The 16,638-nt window shown below is 71.5% G+C and carries 13 protein-coding genes; 3 read left to right on the forward strand and 10 right to left on the reverse strand.

Translation table 11 applies throughout. The features are described 5' to 3' along the window. Window positions 1-148: 148 nt before the first annotated feature. Together AC07CM_RS33195 and AC07CM_RS33200 are read right to left on the reverse strand one after the other, a co-directional pair. Entirely contained in the window at window positions 149-1,168 is a 1,020-nt protein-coding gene (locus AC07CM_RS33195; protein ID WP_478880179.1) for a ketopantoate reductase family protein, read from the reverse strand. Between the two features lie 38 nt (window positions 1,169-1,206). Beyond that, window positions 1,207-1,758 (reverse strand): DUF1697 domain-containing protein, encoded by a 552-nt coding sequence (locus AC07CM_RS33200; RefSeq protein ID WP_478880180.1) that lies wholly within the window; start codon window positions 1,756-1,758, stop codon window positions 1,207-1,209. 396 nt (window positions 1,759-2,154) lie between these two features. Here AC07CM_RS33200 and AC07CM_RS33205 point away from each other — a divergent pair, with 396 nt between their 5' ends. After that, entirely contained in the window at window positions 2,155-4,404 is a 2,250-nt protein-coding gene (locus AC07CM_RS33205; RefSeq protein WP_478880181.1) for an MMPL family transporter, read from the forward strand. Window positions 4,405-4,563: 159 nt separating this feature from the next. On the opposite strand, the gene mgt is transcribed toward AC07CM_RS33205, so the two are convergent. From mgt to AC07CM_RS33225, 4 genes are read right to left on the reverse strand one after another with little or no spacing between them, the layout of a single operon-like run. Continuing rightward, a complete protein-coding gene (gene mgt, locus AC07CM_RS33210; RefSeq protein WP_478880182.1) occupies window positions 4,564-5,778 on the reverse strand; it encodes a macrolide-inactivating glycosyltransferase in 1,215 nt (404 codons plus the stop codon). 56 nt (window positions 5,779-5,834) lie between these two features. Then, entirely contained in the window at window positions 5,835-7,115 is a 1,281-nt protein-coding gene (locus tag AC07CM_RS33215; RefSeq protein ID WP_478880183.1) for an ABC transporter substrate-binding protein, read from the reverse strand. Next, window positions 7,115-7,948 carry a carbohydrate ABC transporter permease gene (locus AC07CM_RS33220; RefSeq protein WP_478880184.1) on the reverse strand — a complete coding sequence of 278 codons (834 nt, stop codon included), beginning with the start codon at window positions 7,946-7,948 and terminating at the stop codon, window positions 7,115-7,117. Before AC07CM_RS33220 ends, AC07CM_RS33215 begins: the two co-directional genes overlap by 1 nt. After that, complete coding sequence (locus AC07CM_RS33225; protein WP_478880285.1) at window positions 7,945-8,853, reverse strand: carbohydrate ABC transporter permease; 909 nt, start codon at window positions 8,851-8,853, stop codon at window positions 7,945-7,947. Before AC07CM_RS33225 ends, AC07CM_RS33220 begins: the two co-directional genes overlap by 4 nt. A gap of 181 nt (window positions 8,854-9,034) precedes the next feature. Between AC07CM_RS33225 and AC07CM_RS33230 the strand changes: the two genes are divergently transcribed. Beyond that, window positions 9,035-9,898, forward strand: coding sequence for a phosphotransferase enzyme family protein (locus AC07CM_RS33230; protein WP_478880185.1), 864 nt, complete (start codon window positions 9,035-9,037; stop codon window positions 9,896-9,898). Window positions 9,899-9,915: 17 nt separating this feature from the next. On the opposite strand, the gene AC07CM_RS33235 is transcribed toward AC07CM_RS33230, so the two are convergent. From AC07CM_RS33235 to AC07CM_RS33250, 4 genes are all read right to left on the reverse strand, one after another. Continuing rightward, window positions 9,916-10,650, reverse strand: coding sequence for an exonuclease domain-containing protein (locus AC07CM_RS33235; protein ID WP_478880186.1), 735 nt, complete (start codon window positions 10,648-10,650; stop codon window positions 9,916-9,918). A 102-nt stretch (window positions 10,651-10,752) separates the two neighbouring features. After that, window positions 10,753-11,994: an SAV2148 family HEPN domain-containing protein gene (locus AC07CM_RS33240; protein WP_478880286.1), complete on the reverse strand. Its 1,242-nt coding sequence runs from the start codon at window positions 11,992-11,994 to the stop codon at window positions 10,753-10,755. Between the two features lie 103 nt (window positions 11,995-12,097). Beyond that, entirely contained in the window at window positions 12,098-13,417 is a 1,320-nt protein-coding gene (locus tag AC07CM_RS33245) for a copper amine oxidase (RefSeq protein ID WP_478880187.1), read from the reverse strand. A gap of 57 nt (window positions 13,418-13,474) precedes the next feature. Beyond that, window positions 13,475-14,290: a Tat pathway signal sequence domain protein gene (locus AC07CM_RS33250; protein ID WP_478880188.1), complete on the reverse strand. Its 816-nt coding sequence runs from the start codon at window positions 14,288-14,290 to the stop codon at window positions 13,475-13,477. Window positions 14,291-14,486: 196 nt separating this feature from the next. On the opposite strand from AC07CM_RS33250, the gene glgX reads away from it, so the two are divergent. Continuing rightward, the gene (gene glgX, locus AC07CM_RS33255) at window positions 14,487-16,595 is read left to right on the forward strand and encodes a glycogen debranching protein GlgX (protein WP_478880189.1); all 2,109 of its coding nucleotides are present in this window, start codon (window positions 14,487-14,489) and stop codon (window positions 16,593-16,595) included. Window positions 16,596-16,638: the final 43 nt, after the last annotated feature.

Below are 16,638 nucleotides of genomic sequence, written 5' to 3' on the forward strand. Positions count from 1 at the left end.
GGCGTTCCCGCGCGAACCGGTTGGCGAGGTGCTGCAGCAGCTCGCCCAACGGCCCGCCTCAACCCCTCCACGTCCGCCGGGTCGGCGGCCGACCCCGACCCGTCACGGCCACCGGGTCACCCGCCTCGACCCTCTTGGGCCCACCCGTTCAGCGGCCCGCCCCCACCGCCTCCTCCGCCAACCGCACCAGCTCCGCCACCGGCAGGGAACCCGCCGGCCGGCGTTCCCGCGCGAACCGGTTGGCGAGGTGCTGCAGCAGCTCGTTCAGGGGGGTCGGTACGTCGTGCAGCCGGCCGAGCAGGACGATCTCGCCGTTGAGGTGGTCCGCCTCGATGGTGCCGGTGCCCCGGACGAGGGACTGCCAGGAGGAGCCGCCGCCGCGCGGGGCCCCGTCGAGCGGGACCTGGATGACCTTGTCGCCGCGCGCCGCCTTCTCCTCCTCGGCGCTCACCCAGGCGATCCCGGCGGCGTCGAGCACCGCCTCCCCCTCGGCCCGCACCCGCTCGCCCAGTGCCGCCCGGCCCTCCTGCCCGTCGTCCGGACCGCTCAGCGCCTGCAGGGTGTTGCCGAGGTTGGTCAGGAGCTTGGCGTACTGCCAGCGGGTCACATCCGGTACGACCGGCGCCTCGAACCCCGACAGGTCCAGGTCGGCGGCGATACGCCGGGCGGTGTCGTCGGTGCCGTGCGGATACCGGCCGAGGTGCAGGATGCCGGTGAGCGGGACGCCGCCCGCGGAGACGATGCCGGGTTCCACGAAGGTCGAGGGCAGCCAGACGCAGACGCCGTACACCCGCCGGAAGCGGCGCAGGGCCAGCCGTTGGCCCTCCACCCCGTTCTGCAGGCACACCAGCGGCAGCCGCTCGGCCGCGGTCCCGCCGCCCGCCACCGGCGCCCCGCCCCAGCTCTCCACGGCGGCCACGGTGTCCTGCGTCTTCACGGCCAGGACGAGGACGTCGTCGGCGCGCAGCTCGCCGAGCGGGCCCGGCCCGTCGACGGCGGGCAGCCGGTACGTCAGCTCGCCCTCCGGCACCCGCAGCCGCAGCCCCCGCTCGCCGAGCGCCGTCAGGTGCCGGCCACGTGCGACGAGTACCACCTCGTGCCCGGCCCCGGCCAGCCGTCCGCCGACGGTGCCGCCCACCGCGCCTGCCCCGATGATGATGTAGCGCATGGGGCAGAGCCTCGCACACGGGCGGGCGGTCCGTGCCGTCAGTCCTGCGGAGCGGTCAGCTCGACCAGTTTCAGGACCGTGTTCCAGTTCCGGCTGGTGGCGATCACGCCCTTGTTGATCCGCGGCCGGGACAGGACCTCGGCGAGCTTGGACCGGCCGAGTCCGTCCGGGACGTACAGGTACAGGCAGCGGTCGCCGAGGCGGAACTCCTCGGGCAGATGCGCCTCGGTGTCGATCTCCGCGAAACGCTCCGGGACGACCGGTGCGGAGAAGTAGGTGATGTGCAGTTGCTTCGCCTCGAGTTGGGCTGCCGGGAACGGGCAGGCCTCGGCCACCGCCCGCAGATAGGCGTGATCGCGCACGATCACGTCGACCGGGAAGCCGAACCCTTCCTCGATCGCCCGGCCCAACTCCGCCGCCAGGGAATCCTCGTCGCCGCGATCGGTGGTGAACACGGCCTGGCCGCTCTGCAGATGGGTCCGCACGCCGTCGTGACCCAGTCCGGTCATGAGCGTGCGCAGTTCGGCCATCGGGAGCTTCTTGCTGCCGCCGACGTTGATTCCGCGCAGCAGCGCCGCATAGGTCGTCATCCGGCCACCTTAGAGCGGCCGTCGTGCCCCGTGGGGGTGGGCACGACGGCCGCGCCCGGACGTGTGCCGGGTTGCGCGAAACTCTGTCCGATGTGGAGGGTGCGGATCAACTCCTACACGCAGCTGTGACTTGTTCAACAACCTTTCGTAATCACAAAGTGGATCTCTGTCGGCGGATCGGACACCAGGGCCCTGCCTCCGACCGCCCCCGAGATCACCTCGCGGGAACCCCGATAGATGTAGGGGGCCGTGGTCCTCCCCAGCGGTGAGCCGGGCGCTTCGCACGTCACCGGGCAGCACGACGAGACGTCCTCACCCGGCCCATACCGTCGAAGTCGAGCAACCGAAGACGTGGCGGCAAGGGGCCGTCACCGCACACGAGGGGGACATCCCGTCATGGGAAACACGGACGTGCGCGTGCGGGGCCTGGCCGCCCGCGCCGGCGGCTGGAGCGCCCGGCACCGCTGGGCCGCCGTCGGCATATGGGTGCTGTTCGTCGTGCTGGCCATGGGACTCGGCTCGGCGGCCGGCCGTGTCGACGTCGACGAGAACGACCAGCTCAAGGGCGAGACGCACACCGCCGCACGGATCATCGACGATGCGGGCATCGAGCAGCCGGCCGGGGAGACGGTCCTGATCCAGGCCAAGGACGGCACGGTGAAGGCCACGAGCGGCGAGTTCCGGGCCGCCGTCACCGATGTCGTGAAGGCCGTCGGCGACACCGGCCGGGTCACCAACGTGACCTCGCCGTACGACACCCGCACCATCTCCCGGGACGGCCGCAGCGCGCTGGTGCAGTTCGACATGCGCGGCGACGCGAAGACTGCCGCCGACCGGGTCGAGCCGGTGCTGAACGCCGTGGCCGGGGTGCAGAAGAGCCACGGCTCGCTGCGGATCGCGGAGATCGGCGGCGCCAGCATGAAGAAGCAGTACGACGACGCCTTCGGCAACGACTTCCAGCAGGCCGAGTACTCGGCGGTGCCGGTGGCCCTCGGCATCCTGCTGATCGCCTTCGGCGCGCTGGTCGCCGCGCTGCTGCCGGTGGCGCTGGCGGTCACCGCGATCATGGCGACGATGGGTCTGATGGGCCTGGTCAGCCATCTGCAGCCGATGAGCGACACCGCCAACTCCGTGATGCTGCTGGTCGGCATGGCCGTCGGCGTCGACTACTGCCTGTTCTACCTGCGCCGCGAGCGCGAGGAGCGGGACGCGGGGCGGGACGCGGGCACCGCGCTCAGGATCGCCGCCGCCACCAGCGGCCGTGCGGTCATCGTCTCCGGTGTCACGGTCTGCGTGGCGATGGCGGGCATGCTGTTCACCGGTCTCGCCACCTTCGAGGCGATGGGTCTGGCCTCGCTGATGGTGGTGGCCGTCGCCATGGTCGGCTCGGTGACGGTGCTGCCCGCGCTGCTGTCGCTGCTGGGCGAGCGGGTCGAGAAGGGCCGGCTCCCGTTCCTGGGCCGGCGCCGCAAGCACCGGACGGACGAGGGAAGCCGGTTCTGGACCGCCGTGCTGCGGGGCGTGCTGGCCAAGCCGCTGGTATCCGTGCTCGTGGCGGCCGGCGCGCTGCTCGCGGTGGCCGCGCCCGCGCTGGGCATGAAGACCCAGCAGCTCACGCTGGACCAGGAGTTCGGCGACTCGCTGCCGATCGTGCAGACCTACAACCGCATCAACGACGCGTTCCCGGGCGGCTCCGAACCGGCCCAGGTGGTCGTGAAGGCCAGGGACATCCAGGCACCCGAGGTGCGGCGGGCGCTGGCCGACTTCAAGCAGCGGGCGATCTCCTCGGGCGCCTCGCGCGGCCCCGTCGACATCAAGTTGCACGAGGCACAGAACATCGCCCTGATCTCCGTACCGCTGGTCGGCGGCTCCGACATGGACCGGGCGGTCAAGAGCCTCGACAAGCTGCGCGACGAGGTCCGGCCCGCCACCCTCGGCAAGGTCGAGGGAGTCCAGGCGCCGGTCACCGGACAGGTCGCCGGCAACAAGGACTTCAACGACCAGCTGCTCGGCTCCGTCGTCCCGGTCTTCGCGTTCGTGGTCGTCTTCGCCTTCCTGCTGATGCTGCTGTCGTTCCGCTCACTGACCGTCGCGATCACGTCCATCGTGCTCAACCTGCTGTCGGTGGGCGCCGCCTACGGCATCCTCGTCGCCGTCTTCCAGCACGGCTGGGGTGCCTCGCTGGTGGGCGCGGAGGGCGTCGGCGCGGTCGTCACCTGGCTGCCGCTGTTCCTCTTCGTGATCCTGTTCGGCCTGTCCATGGACTACCACGTGTTCGTCGTCTCCCGGATCCGCGAGGCGCGGATGCGCGGCCGCAGCACCAAGGAGGCGATCCAGCACGGGGTGGTCACCACGGCCGGGGTCGTCACCAGTGCCGCCGTCATCATGGTCGCCGTGTTCGCGATCTTCGGCACCCTGTCCATGCAGTCCATGAAGCAGATGGGCGTGGGACTGGCCGCCGCCGTCCTCATCGACGCGACCGTCATCCGAGGGGTGCTGCTGCCGGCCGTGATGGCGCTGCTCGGCGAACGCAACTGGTACCTGCCGAAGTGGCTGCACCGGCTGCCGGACCTCACCCACGACGAGTCGCCGGAGCCGGTCGCGGCGGCCCCGGTGCGCGGTGAGGGTGAGCGGCTGAGCGTCTGATTCCGCCCGTTGAGCACGATGGCCCGCCGGTTCCCGTGGGAACCGGCGGGCCATCGGCCGTACCTCTGGTCGTCCGGACCAGGCACGCGACTGCCGCGCACCTCCGGCCGCGGCGGGGCACCGCCGTCGCGCCCCTCTGGCCGCCTGGCCGGCCGGTGTCTACCGCCGTCGGCTCGCGGTCAGTTCGGCCTCGATCAGGTCGGCGGCCCGCCGGGTACCGCCCTCCTCGGCCATCTCCGCCTGGATCTCCTTCAGCCGCCGGGCCGGCTCCGGGTCACCGACGAGGGCGAGGGCGGTTTCGCGGAGCCGGTCGGCGGTGGCCTCCTCGGTGGACAGGCGGCGGGCGACGCCGAGGGACTGGAGCATGTCGGCGTTGCCGAACTGGTCGGCGGCCTGCGGTACGGCGATCATCGGCGTGGCGGTGGCCAGGCCTTCCTGGCTGCCGCCCGCACCGGCGTGCGTGACGAACAGGTCGGCCTGCCGCAGCACCGCCAACTGCGGTACCCAGTCCAGCACTTCGACGCCCACCGGTACGTCGCCCAGCTCGGCGGGGCTGACGTGCCTGCCGATCTGCAGGACGAGGTGCCAGCCGGGCAGGTCACCGAAGGCGCGCAGGCAGGCGCGGTAGAAGGCGGGCTGTTTGGTGAAGGCCGAACCGAGGGAGACCAGGACCACCTTCTCGGCGTCGGCGGGCCGCTGCCAGTCTCCCTGGTCGGCGCGGTCGCCCTGGCAGGCGCCGACGAAGGTGTGGACACGCTCGTCGACCCGGTCGGCGTTCGGCTGGAGCGCCTTCGGGATGAGGACGAGGGAGCGGGCGGGCCGGCCGGCGAACGGATCGGGGTGCTCGGTGATCCCGTTCTCCGCCAGCCAGGCCGAGAAGCGGGCGTAGTAGGCCCGCCCCCGCTCGGTCTTCCTCGGCTCCGCCCACATGGGCTCGGCGACCTCCTCCTCGTAGCCGTCCCAGGCGACGAGGTTCGGTGAGAGGGAGATCGCCTGGACGCCCCAGCGGTGGGCGAGGACGCGGGCCGGGTAGGAGGCGATGTCGTGCAGGACGAGGTCGGGCTCGTCGCCCTCGTAGGCCCGGATCAACTGCGGCAGTGCCTGGATCGCGTCGTCCAGGAACGGTTCCACGTTGTCCAGCAGGGTGGTCCCCCAGGCCTCCGGGTCGGCGTCCGGTCCGGGCAGCGTGGAGGCGTAGGGCACGGGCCGGGCGCCGGTCGCGGCCACCTTCTCGGCGAAGGCGGGCGGGACGGCGTAGGTGACCCGGTGGCCCCGGGCGACGAGTTCGCGGATCACCTCCAGGCTGGGGTTCACATGGCCGTGGGCGGCGATGGAGAACATGGCGAGGTGTGCGGGTCCGGTGCGAGCGGTCATGCCTTCGAAGCTAAGCGAGACGATACGTCTCGTACAATCGATTTACGGCACTGGGGTCATCGCTGGTACCGGGCCAGCACCAGGTTGCCGTCCTTCTCCAGGCGTCCGCGCAACTCGTCCAGGCCGATCGCGCCGCTGTAGTACTCCTGGAAGGCCGGGGTGGCCACCTTGTCCTTCCACTCCGGGTAGCCGCGCACGGACTGGGCGGGCGCCGGCCGCAGGTGGGCCGCCAGGGCGGTGCCGGTGGCCCAGCCGTTCTTCGCGGTGCGCAGGGCCGGGTCCTTCAGGGCCTCGGTGCCGGTGGGCAGCATCCAGTCGCCCAGGGCGAGGCGCACCATGTTCTTCGGCCGCAGCAGGAAGTCGATGAACTCGGCGGCCTCCTTCTTGTGCGGGCAGTCGGCGGCGACGGACAGGGTCTGCGGACTGACGCCCTGGGTGAGCCCGTCGGCGCCCGCCGGGGCGGGCAGCACCTCCCAGTGGAAGCCCCTCGGGGCCTGCTGGACGATCTGCTGGCGGTAGGAGAAGCCCAGCGGGACCATCGCGTACCGGCCGCCGAAGAAGCCGGGCAGCGTGTCCGAGCCGCCGCTGCCCAGCGTCGAGGCCGGCGCGCTGTGGTCGGTGGCGACCTGGTCGTGGACGGTACGGGGCACGACCGCGTCACCGGCCTCGAACCGGACGGTCACCCTGCCGTCGGCGCCCCGCTGGAAGAGCCGGCCGCCCGCCGAGAGGGACAGGTTGAGCGTGGCGCTGACGGGCTCCTTCAGCGGCCAGGCGACGCCGTACTTCCCATTGCCGCTGAGCCGCTTCGCCGCCTGCCGGAACTCCGCCCAGCTCCACGGATGTGCGGGGGTGGGAATCCGTACCCCCGAGGCCCGCAGCCAGGCCGAGTTGGCGATCAGCACCCGGGGTTCCTGCAGGAACGGCACGCCGTAGATCCCCCGGCCGAAGGTCGCCGTCTCCCAACTGCGCTCCGGTATGCCGGACTTGAGCCGGGCGGGCAGCAGTTCGGTGAGGTCGGCGAGATAGCCGCCGTAGGCGAAGTCGGTGAGGTCGTCGGAGGCGTCGTGGATGACGTCCGGGGCCTCGCCACCCTCGAAGGAGGTGAGCAGCTGGTCGTGGACGCTGTCCCAACTGCCCTGGACGTACTCGACCTTGACGTCCGGATGGGCCGCGTTCCACTCCTCGACCAGTTCCCTGTTGGCCGTCACGGACTCCTGCTGCCAGGCCAGTGACTCGAAGCGCAGGGTGATCGGGCCGCCGTCGCCGTGCTCCCGCGAGGAGCAGCCCGCGAGGAGGAGCAGGAGAACGACGAGTGCCGTCGTGATCCGGGTCCGCATCAGCTCTTCACCGCCCCGGCGAGCAGGCCGCCCGTGATCCGGCGCTGGACGAGGGCGAAGACGGCCAGCGAGGGCAGGGTGGCGAGGAAAGCGGCCGCGGCGAGCGGGCCGAGGTCCGCGGCCCCCTCCGCGCCGATGAAGTGGGTGAGAACGACCGGGAGGGTCTGCTTCCCGGAGCTCTTCAGCAGTACCAGCGCGAAGAAGAACTCGTTCCACGCCGTGACGAACGCGAACAGCGCGGTCGCCGCGATCCCCGGCGCGAGCAGCGGCGCCGTCACCGAAACCAGGGTTCTGAGCCGCCCGGCCCCGTCGACGGCCGCGGCCTCCTCCAGTTCGGCGGGCACGGCCCTGACGTAGCCGACGAGCATCCACAGCGCGAACGGCAACGCCCACACCACGTACACCAGCACCAGCCCCGGCAGGGAGTCGATCAGCCGCAGCCGCTTCAGCACCAGGAACAGCGGGATGATCACCAGCACGAACGGGAACGCCTGGCTGACCACGACCCATCCGCTCGCCGCTCTGGACAGCGGGGACCGGTGCCGCGCCATGGCGTACGCCATAGGCGTCGCGATCAGTACGGCGACGGCGGCGGCCCCCGCCGCGACGAGCAGCGAGTTGAGGGCGGCGTGCAGCAGCGGCTGCTCGTCGAAGGCCTGCCGGAAATTGTCCAGGGTGGGGTGCCGCGGGATCCAGGTGGGGTGCAGGCTGCCCAGTTCACGGGGTGACTTGAACGCGGTGGACAGCAGCCACAGGAGGGGGAAGGCCAGGAAGACGAGATAGGCGAGCAGGGCCGCGTACTGACCGGCGCGGGCCGCGGGGCGGGGCCTCACGCGTCCTCACCGCCCCGCAGCCGGCCGGCCAGGAACACCGCGAGCAGGATCGAGATCACCGCGACCATGACGCATCCCATCGCCGCCGCGTAGCCGAACTGGCCGTAGCGGAAGGCCTCTTCGTAGGCGAACAGCATGGGCAGCCGGGTCTTTCCGCCGGGCCCGCCGTTCGTGAGCACGTACACCAGGGCGAAGGAGTTGAAGTTCCAGATCAGGTTGAGGGCGGTGATCGACAGGGCCACCGGCCGCAGGGCGGGCCAGGTCACCGCGCGGAAGCGGCGCCAGGCGCCGGCGCCGTCCACGGCCGCCGCCTCGTGCAGTTCGGGCGGGGTGTTCTGCAGCCCTGCGAGCAGGGCGACCGTGGTCTGCGGCAGGCCTGCCCACACGCCGACGACGATGACGGCGGGCAGCGCGGTGGCGAGGCCGCTCAGCCAGTCCCGGCCGTCGCCGAGACCCAGGTCGTGCAGGGTCTCGTTGAGGACGCCCGCGTCCGGGTTGTACACCAGCCGCCACATGACGCCGACGACGACCTCGGGCATGGCCCACGGGACGATCGCGAGGGCGCGGGCGAGCCACCGCAGCCGTAACTCCTCGTTGAGCAGGAGGGCGAGACCGAGGGCCAGCAGGAACTGGGGCACCGTCACGCCCACCGCCCACACCAGGCCGATGCGGAACGACTCCCAGAACAGCGTGTCGTGCAGCAGGTCCCGGAAGTTGAGGCCGCCGATCCACTGGGTGGCGGCCGTCCGGCCGGACTGCGCGTCCGTGAACGCCAGCAGGATGCCGTACAGCAGCGGACCAGCACTGAGGACGAGGATCGGGATCAGAGCCGGCAGGACCAGGAACCAGGCGCCGTGACCGGCGGCACCCCCGGTCCGCCGTCTCGCCTCGGCCGCCGGCGTCACCACTGATGTCGCCGCTGATGTCACGGAATCAGCCCCTTTGCCTGCTCCGGGTTGGCGTGTTCATGGTCGTGAAGGCCTGGTACCTCGTCAAGGGACCGCGCACACGGTCCGACCTGTACGAATGCGAGACTGGCCGAAGACCGGACACGCACGGCGTGGGAAGACGGCACGGAGGCGGACGATGGACGAGGCACGGGCGCGGGACGTACTGGCCGCGGCGGGGGTGCTGCCGGGCCCGGTTCGGGACGCGCGGCTCCTCGCCCTCGGTGAGAACGCGGTGTTCGCCGCCGGTGACCTGGTGGTCAAGGTGGGCCGCGACGCCGAGCTGCTCGACCGGGCCGGGCGCGAACTGGACATCGCCGGCTGGCTGGCCGCGGCGGAGGTCCCCGCCGTGCGGGCGGCCGAGCCGAAGCCGCTGCTGGTGGAGGGGCACCCGGTGACGGTGTGGCACCGGCTGCCCGACCCGGTACGACCGGCCGAGCCGCGGGATCTGGCCAGGCTGCTGCGGACCGTGCACGCACTCCCCTCGCCTCCCTTCGCCCTGCCGCCCCGCGATCTGCTGGGCGGCGTGGAACGCTGGCTGCGGCTCGCGGGTGCGGCGATCGCCCCCGGGGACGCCGCCTACCTGCGCGAGCGCCGGGACGGTTTCGCCGCCGCCGCGGCCGCGCTGACGCCCCGTCTGGCGCCGGGGCCGATCCACGGCGACGCGCTGCCCCGCAATGTGCACGTCGGCCCCGACGGCCCCGTCCTCGTCGACCTGGAGACCTTCTCCGCCGACCTGCGCGAGCACGACCTGGTGGTCATGGCACTCTCCCGCGACCGCTACGGCCTGCCCGCCGAGGCGTACGACTCCTTCGCGGAGACTTACGGCTGGGACGTGCGGGAGTGGGAGGGCTGCGGGGTGCTCCGCGGGGCTCGCGAGACCGCCAGCTGTGCGTGGGTGGCCCAGCACGCGCCGAGCAGCCCCAAGGCCCTGGCCGAGTTCGAGCGCCGGGTGGCGTCGCTGCGGGACGGGGACGAGACGGTGCGCTGGTATCCGTTCTGAGACCGCCCAGCCGTCCGCTACGCGGACTGCGCGGGCCGGCTCTCGGACAGCTCCCGCAGGGGCCACATCCCGTCGACCACCGCTTGCGCGTCTCCCTTGCGGCGCAGGAACGCCTGGAAGTCCGCCGCCCACCCCGCGTACCACTCGATCTGACGCAGATGCAGCTCCGCCGGGCCCAGGGACGCGATCTTCGGGTGGCGGGCGGCTATCGCGGAGGCGAGGCGGGCCGCCGCGAGGGCGTCGGCCGAGGCGTTGTGGGCCGCGTCGAGGACTATGCCGTACTCGGCGCAGACCGCCTCCAGGTTCCGCTTGCCGCGGCGGTAGCGGTCGACCCAGCGGTCGATGGTGTAGGGGTCGACGACCGGCGCCGGGGCGAGGCCGCCCAGCCGGTCGGAGAGCGACGGCAGTCCGTACCGGCGCAGTTCGGCGGAGAGCAGGGTGAGGTCGAAGGCCGCGTTGTAGGCGACCACCGGGACACCCGTCCGCCAGTAGGAGACCAGGACCTCCGCGATGGCGTCGGCGACCTCGTCGGCCGGCCGGCCCTCGGCGGTCGCGCGTTCGTTGCTGATGCCGTGCACGGCCACCGCGTCGGCCGGGATCTCCACGCCCGGATCCGCCAGCCATTCCCGGCGCCCCATGGGCTCACCGGCCCTGACCTCGATCACCGCGCCGGTGACGATGCGCGCCTCACGCGGATCGGTCCCGGTCGTCTCCAGGTCGAAGCCGATCAGCAGCTCCCGGTGCCAGCCCATGGGCGGCCCCCCTTCTTGGTGGTGCTTTCCCCCAGTGGCCTCCACCCTCGCACGCGGCACTGACAATCCGAGGACCGCGTTCCGCTTGCCGGGGTGGACAGTTCAGGACACCGGGCGTGAATCCGCCCAAGCCAGCTCGAATTCCTCGCGGTATGTCGGGAAGAGTCCGGCTTCGCCGACGTCGTCCGACTTGACCAGCCGGCTGCCGCCCCGCAGCACCAGCACCGGCGACTCCATGCCGCGCGCTCCGCGCAGATAGGACTGCACCACCCCGATGCCGTCGGCGCCGTCCCCGTCCACCAGGTACGCGGTGAAGCGGGGCGTCTCGTCGTAGACCTGGATCTCGAAGGCGCCGGGATCGCGCAGCCGGGACCGCACCCGGCGCATGTGCAGGATGTTCATCTCGACGGACCGGCTCAGTTCGCCCCGTTTCATGCCGAGTTCCCGCTCGCGACGCTTGACCGCGCTGGAGGCGGGGTTGAGGAAGAGCAGCCGCACCCGGCAGCCGGACTCGGCGAGCCGGACCAGCCGGCGCCCGGAGAAGTTCTGCACCAGCAGGTTGAGGCCGATGCCGATGGCGTCGACCCGGCGGGCGCCCCCGAAGAGGTCCTCGGCCGGGAACTGGCGCATGAGCCGCACCCGGTCGGCGTGGACGGCCACGACGTCCGCGTACCGGTCGCCGACCAGGTCCTCGACCGCGTCGACCGGCAGCCGGCGCGCGGAGGGCACGTCGCCGCCCGCGCCGAGCATCTCCAGCAGCCGGGCCGAGGCCCGCTCGGCCTGGTCCAGGACCGCCCCGGACAGGGCCCGGTTGCGGGAGACGACGTTGCGGGTCACCTCCAGCTCGTCCAGGGCGAGTTCGAGGTCGCGGCGCTCGTCGAAGTACGGCTCGAAGCACGGCCAGTGCTGCACCATCAGCTCGCGCAGCTGCGGCAGCGTGAGGAAGCTGAGCACGTTGTCGTCGGCCGGGTCGAGCAGATAGCCCTTGCGGCGGCTGACCTCGCGGACGGCTACCGCCCGCTGCACCCACTCCTGCCCGGCGGGTCCGGCCGCGGCCACCACCCACTCGTCGCCGTGGACGGGTTCGTAGATGGGGCGCAGCACGGCGGCCACCACCGCGCGCAGCCGCTGTTCGACGAGGTTCAGCCAGATGTAGGCCCGGCCCGCCCGCTGGGCGCGCGTGCGCACCTCGAGCCAGGCGTCGGCGTCCCAGTCCAGTTCCGGCCCGATGGAGCCCGTGGCGTCCATCGGGCGGGCCAGGGACACCGCGCCGGGCGGGACGTCTGTGGAGTTCCCCTCGTGACCCTCGTCACCAGGGGGCAGCTCCAGCCCTCCCGAGCCCACCCGTGCACCGCCTTCCGCCACCCTGGGCCTTCCCCGTCTCAACGATCAAGGAAGGGTACTCCGGGAGCGGTCGGCGATGCAGCCGGATGGACAGGTCGGTTTCTCAACTACGCGGCCGCCAGTGGCCGTTCTGCCATGCCAGCTCGTCGGGAGTGAGCGGATTCATAGCCGTGACGTCCCTCGGGGCGATGGCGAAGCCCTGCCAGTGGATCGGCATGGGCTGCTGGTCCTCGTCCCGGGCGATGTGGTGGAAGCCGACGTTCATCCAGACGACCGGGTGAGTGAGCGTCTGGCCGTTGACCCACTTGTCCACGGACTTGCCCGACCCGGCCGGGCAGGCACCGGGGTTGTTGCTGGCGAACTGCTCGCACTTGTTGTACTCGGTGAAGTACACGTCGTGCTTGGTGAAGCTGCGGCCCGGGTACTTCGTGGTGGGCCCGGGGACGATCTCGTACGAACGGGCGTGCCCGTCCTTGTTCTTGCCGGTGGCGCTGACCATCCGCCACCAGCGGTAGGTCTTGTAGTCACCCGCGAGTTCCTTGGTGACGTTGGTGCGGGTGGTCTTGTTGGTGGGCGCCTGCTGGCCGTGGGCCGGGGCGGTGACGGCGGAGTCGTACTGCTCGACCTTGGTCTTGGAGGAGCCGTCGAGGCCGAAGTCCAGCCGCCAGAAGACGTTGTGGCTGTGGCTGGTGGCGTAGGCCTTGGCGCCCTTGCCTATGGGCCAGCCGCGACCGTCGCCGGCGTCGTAGTCGTCGTAGGAGAGGCTGCCGGTGGCGCCGACGTTCATGTTGACGGTGCCGTCGTCCTGGAAGCGCCACTCGGTCATGTACTCGTACCAGCCGACCTGGTTGACCGTGTAGACGAGCAGGTCCTTGCCCTGCGCCTGGAAGACCTTGTTCGCGCTGTCGCCCTGCATGCGGTACGCGTGGCCGCGCGAACGCGTGGTCGTGCACAGGCCCTTGACGTCGGCGTGCTCCGGGTCCCAGGCCTCCGGGACGTGGATGGTCTTGATGGTGCCGCCGGGGCACTCGCCGGGCGCCAGGTTGACCAGGCCCTGGGCGAAGCCGAAGCCGGTCAGGTCGTCGTACTCGACGCTGCCGTCGTCGTAGGGGACGTCGATCTGGGCGAGGCGGGCGCTGTTGAGCACCTTGATCGGCTTCGGCTCGCCCTTGGGCTGGTAGGAGACGTTCTCCAGGACGAGTCCGGCCTTGCTGTCGTAGCGATAGCACATGCGCCAGGTGGTGCCGCTTGAGAGCTTCTGCTCGATCTTGTAGGCGGTGCTGCAGTCGGCGGCCGCGGCGGGGGCGGCCTTGGGCTGGGCGACGGCCGGTCCGGCGCCGGCCGTGGCACCGGCGGCCAGCGCGGCCACGCCGACGCCGACCGCCGCACGCGCGCGTGCACGACTGATTCTGTTCGCGGGCATGACGAAGTGGCTCCCTTGCAGGAAAGCGAGTTGGAAAAGCGAACGGGCGACTGCGGCTCAGTGGCGGTCGAGCTTGGCGACCTTCCGGGCGCTCAGGTCGACGACCAGCCACCGGGCGTCGATCCAGGGGCCGTTCCTGACCTTCGGGAACAGCCGCACGCAGCGGTGTTCGCCGCACTTGTCGAGCTCCGCCGGCTGGCCGCCCGGAGTGGCACGGAAGACCGCGCCGTTGAGCAGCAGCTGGCCCGGCGAGGTCAGTTCATGGCCGGTGGCGTCCTTGTAGTCCGCCTTGAGGCCCGCGCCCAGCGGGTCGGCGATCAGCAGCTTGGCCGCCTCGGCGTTCTCGGCGCGGCTCAGCGGCGGCTGGACACCGTGCTGGGTGCCGGTCTGTTCGACCTTGCCGGTCTCCAGATCGACCGTCTTGGTGACCAGCGTGTCGGTCTTGTAGTCGTAGAACGTCACGTCCGCCCGGCGCGGCGCGTTCGGGTCGTCCAGCTCGTCCGCCTCCGGGTCGGCGAGGTCGACGCTCAGGCGCTGCGGACCGCGGCCGCCGTCGACGTTCTCACCCGTGTGCAGCAGCTGCTGGTTCAGGGCGATCTTCGCGACCCGCTGGATCTCGTCGTCGGTCAGCGGGTCGCGGCCCGTGCCCTTCTTCCCCTCGGCCGGCGCCTGCTCCACCACGCCAGGCGGAGCCCCGTCGGGCCCCTGGCCCGCCTGCTGCGCGGCCTGGGGGCCGCCGCCCTTGCTTCCTCCCGTCTCGTCCGCCCCTGCCGTGCCCGGCAGGGTGATCGCGACCATCGCGGCGGTCCCGGCCACCGCCAGGGCCGCACCGGCCACCACCTTGCCCAGATGGCGGTGCACTATCTCGCGCACATCTTCCCCCTACTCCCCCATGGTCCCCGGGAGTACGTGTTGCCCCACTGGTTCGGCACACGGCGGGTACACAAGTCGCCGTATGCACTGGTCGGCCGGTAAGAGGGGCGTAAGTCACAGGAGGTTCCCTCACTTTCGGGGAGACTCGTGGCCAACGCCGCCCCAGCGGGGCGGCACACCTGGAAGAGTCGTGTCCATGCAGGTCTGGCCTGGAGAGGCGTATCCGCTCGGCGCAACCTATGACGGCGCCGGAACCAACTTCGCGGTCTTCACGGAGGCCGCGAACCGAGTAGAGCTGTGTCTGCTGCACGACGACGGCTCGGAGACGGCGGTGGAACTGCGCGAGAGCGACGCGTTCGTGCGGCACGCGTACGTGCCGGGCGTCATGCCGGGACAGCGGTACGGGTTCCGGGTGCACGGCCCGGACGACCCCGGGCGCGGGCTGCGCTGCAACTCGGCGAAGCTGCTGCTCGACCCGTACGCGAAGGCGATCAGCGGGGCCGTCCGGTGGGGAGAGGAGGTGTACGGCTACCACTTCGGCGCCCCGGACAGGCGCAACGACCTGGACTCGGCGCCGCACACCATGACCTCGGTGGTGATCAACCCGTACTTCGACTGGGGCGACGACCGGCCGCCGCGCACCGACTACCACCACACGGTGATCTACGAGGCCCATGTGAAGGGCCTGACCATGCGCCACCCGGGGCTGCCCGAGGAGCTGCGCGGCACGTACGCGGCGCTCGCGCACCCGGCGATCATCGAACACCTGACCAAGCTGGGCGTGACCGCGCTCGAGCTGATGCCCGTACACCAGTTCGTGAACGACCACCGGCTGGTCGACATGGGCCTGAACAACTACTGGGGCTACAACACCATCGGCTTCTTCGCCCCCCACAACGCGTACGCCTCCTGGGGCGACCGCGGCCAGCAGGTCCTGGAGTTCAAGTCGGCGGTCCGGGCGCTGCACGAGGCCGGCATCGAGGTCATCCTGGACGTCGTCTACAACCACACCGCCGAGGGGAACCATCTGGGCCCGACGCTGTCCTTCAAGGGCATCGACAACCCCTCGTACTACCGTCTCGCGGACGACCCGCGCTACTACATGGACACCACGGGCACCGGGAACTCGCTGCTCATGCGGTCCCCGCACGTGCTCCAGCTGATCATGGACTCGCTGCGGTACTGGGTGACCGAGATGCACGTCGACGGGTTCCGCTTCGACCTCGCGGCCACGCTGGCCCGGCAGTTCCACGAGGTGGACCGGCTGTCGTCGTTCTTCGACCTGGTGCAGCAGGACCCGGTGGTCTCCCAGGTGAAGCTGATCGCCGAGCCGTGGGACGTGGGTGAGGGCGGCTACCAGGTGGGCAACTTCCCGCCGCTGTGGACCGAGTGGAACGGCAAGTACCGGGACACCGTCCGGGACCTGTGGCGGGGAGAGCCGCGGGCGCTCGCGGAGTTCGCCTCGCGGCTGACCGGCTCCTCGGACCTCTACCAGGACGACGGCCGCCGCCCGCTCGCCTCCATCAACTTCGTCACCTGCCACGACGGTTTCACGCTGCACGACCTCGTCTCGTACGACCAGAAGCACAACAAGGCCAACGGTGAGGACAACCGGGACGGCGAGAGCCACAACCGGTCCTGGAACTGCGGCGTGGAGGGCGACACCGACGACCCGGACGTGCTCGGGCTGCGCGCCCGCCAGATGCGGAACTTCCTCGCTACGCTGATGCTGTCCCAGGGCGTGCCGATGATCAGCCACGGCGACGAGTTCGCCCGCACCCAGACCGGCAACAACAACGCCTACTGCCAGGACAACGAACTGTCCTGGGTGGACTGGCCCGAGGACGGCAGCGACCTGCTGGAGTTCGTCCGCGCGATGGTGTGGCTGCGCCGGGACCACCCGGTCTTCCGGCGCCGTCGCTTCTTCCACGGGCGCCCGGTGGAGGGCACCCACGACGAGCTGTCCGACGTCGCCTGGTTCACCCCCGAGGGCGGCGAGATGGCCCAGCGGGACTGGGACTCGGCGCAGGCGTCCGCGCTGACGGTGTTCCTGAACGGAAACGCGATCTCCGAGCCCGGTCCGCGCGGGGAGCGGATCGCCGACGACTCCTTCCTGCTGATGTTCAACGCCTCGCCGGACCCGCTGGGCTTCCTGGTGCCGGTCGACCACGGCCGGCAGTGGCAGGTGGTCGTCGACACGGCCCGCCCGGACGGGGTGCCGCCGGGCACGGGCGCGAAGGTGGCGGCCGGTGACCGTCTCACCCTGCCGGACCGCAGCCTGACGGTGCTGCAGCGGCCGGCGTAGGGAGCCGGGCCGGGCCACGGCCGCTGAACCGTGCCGCAGCGTG

Source organism: Streptomyces sp. NPDC044061, from assembly GCF_056434305.1.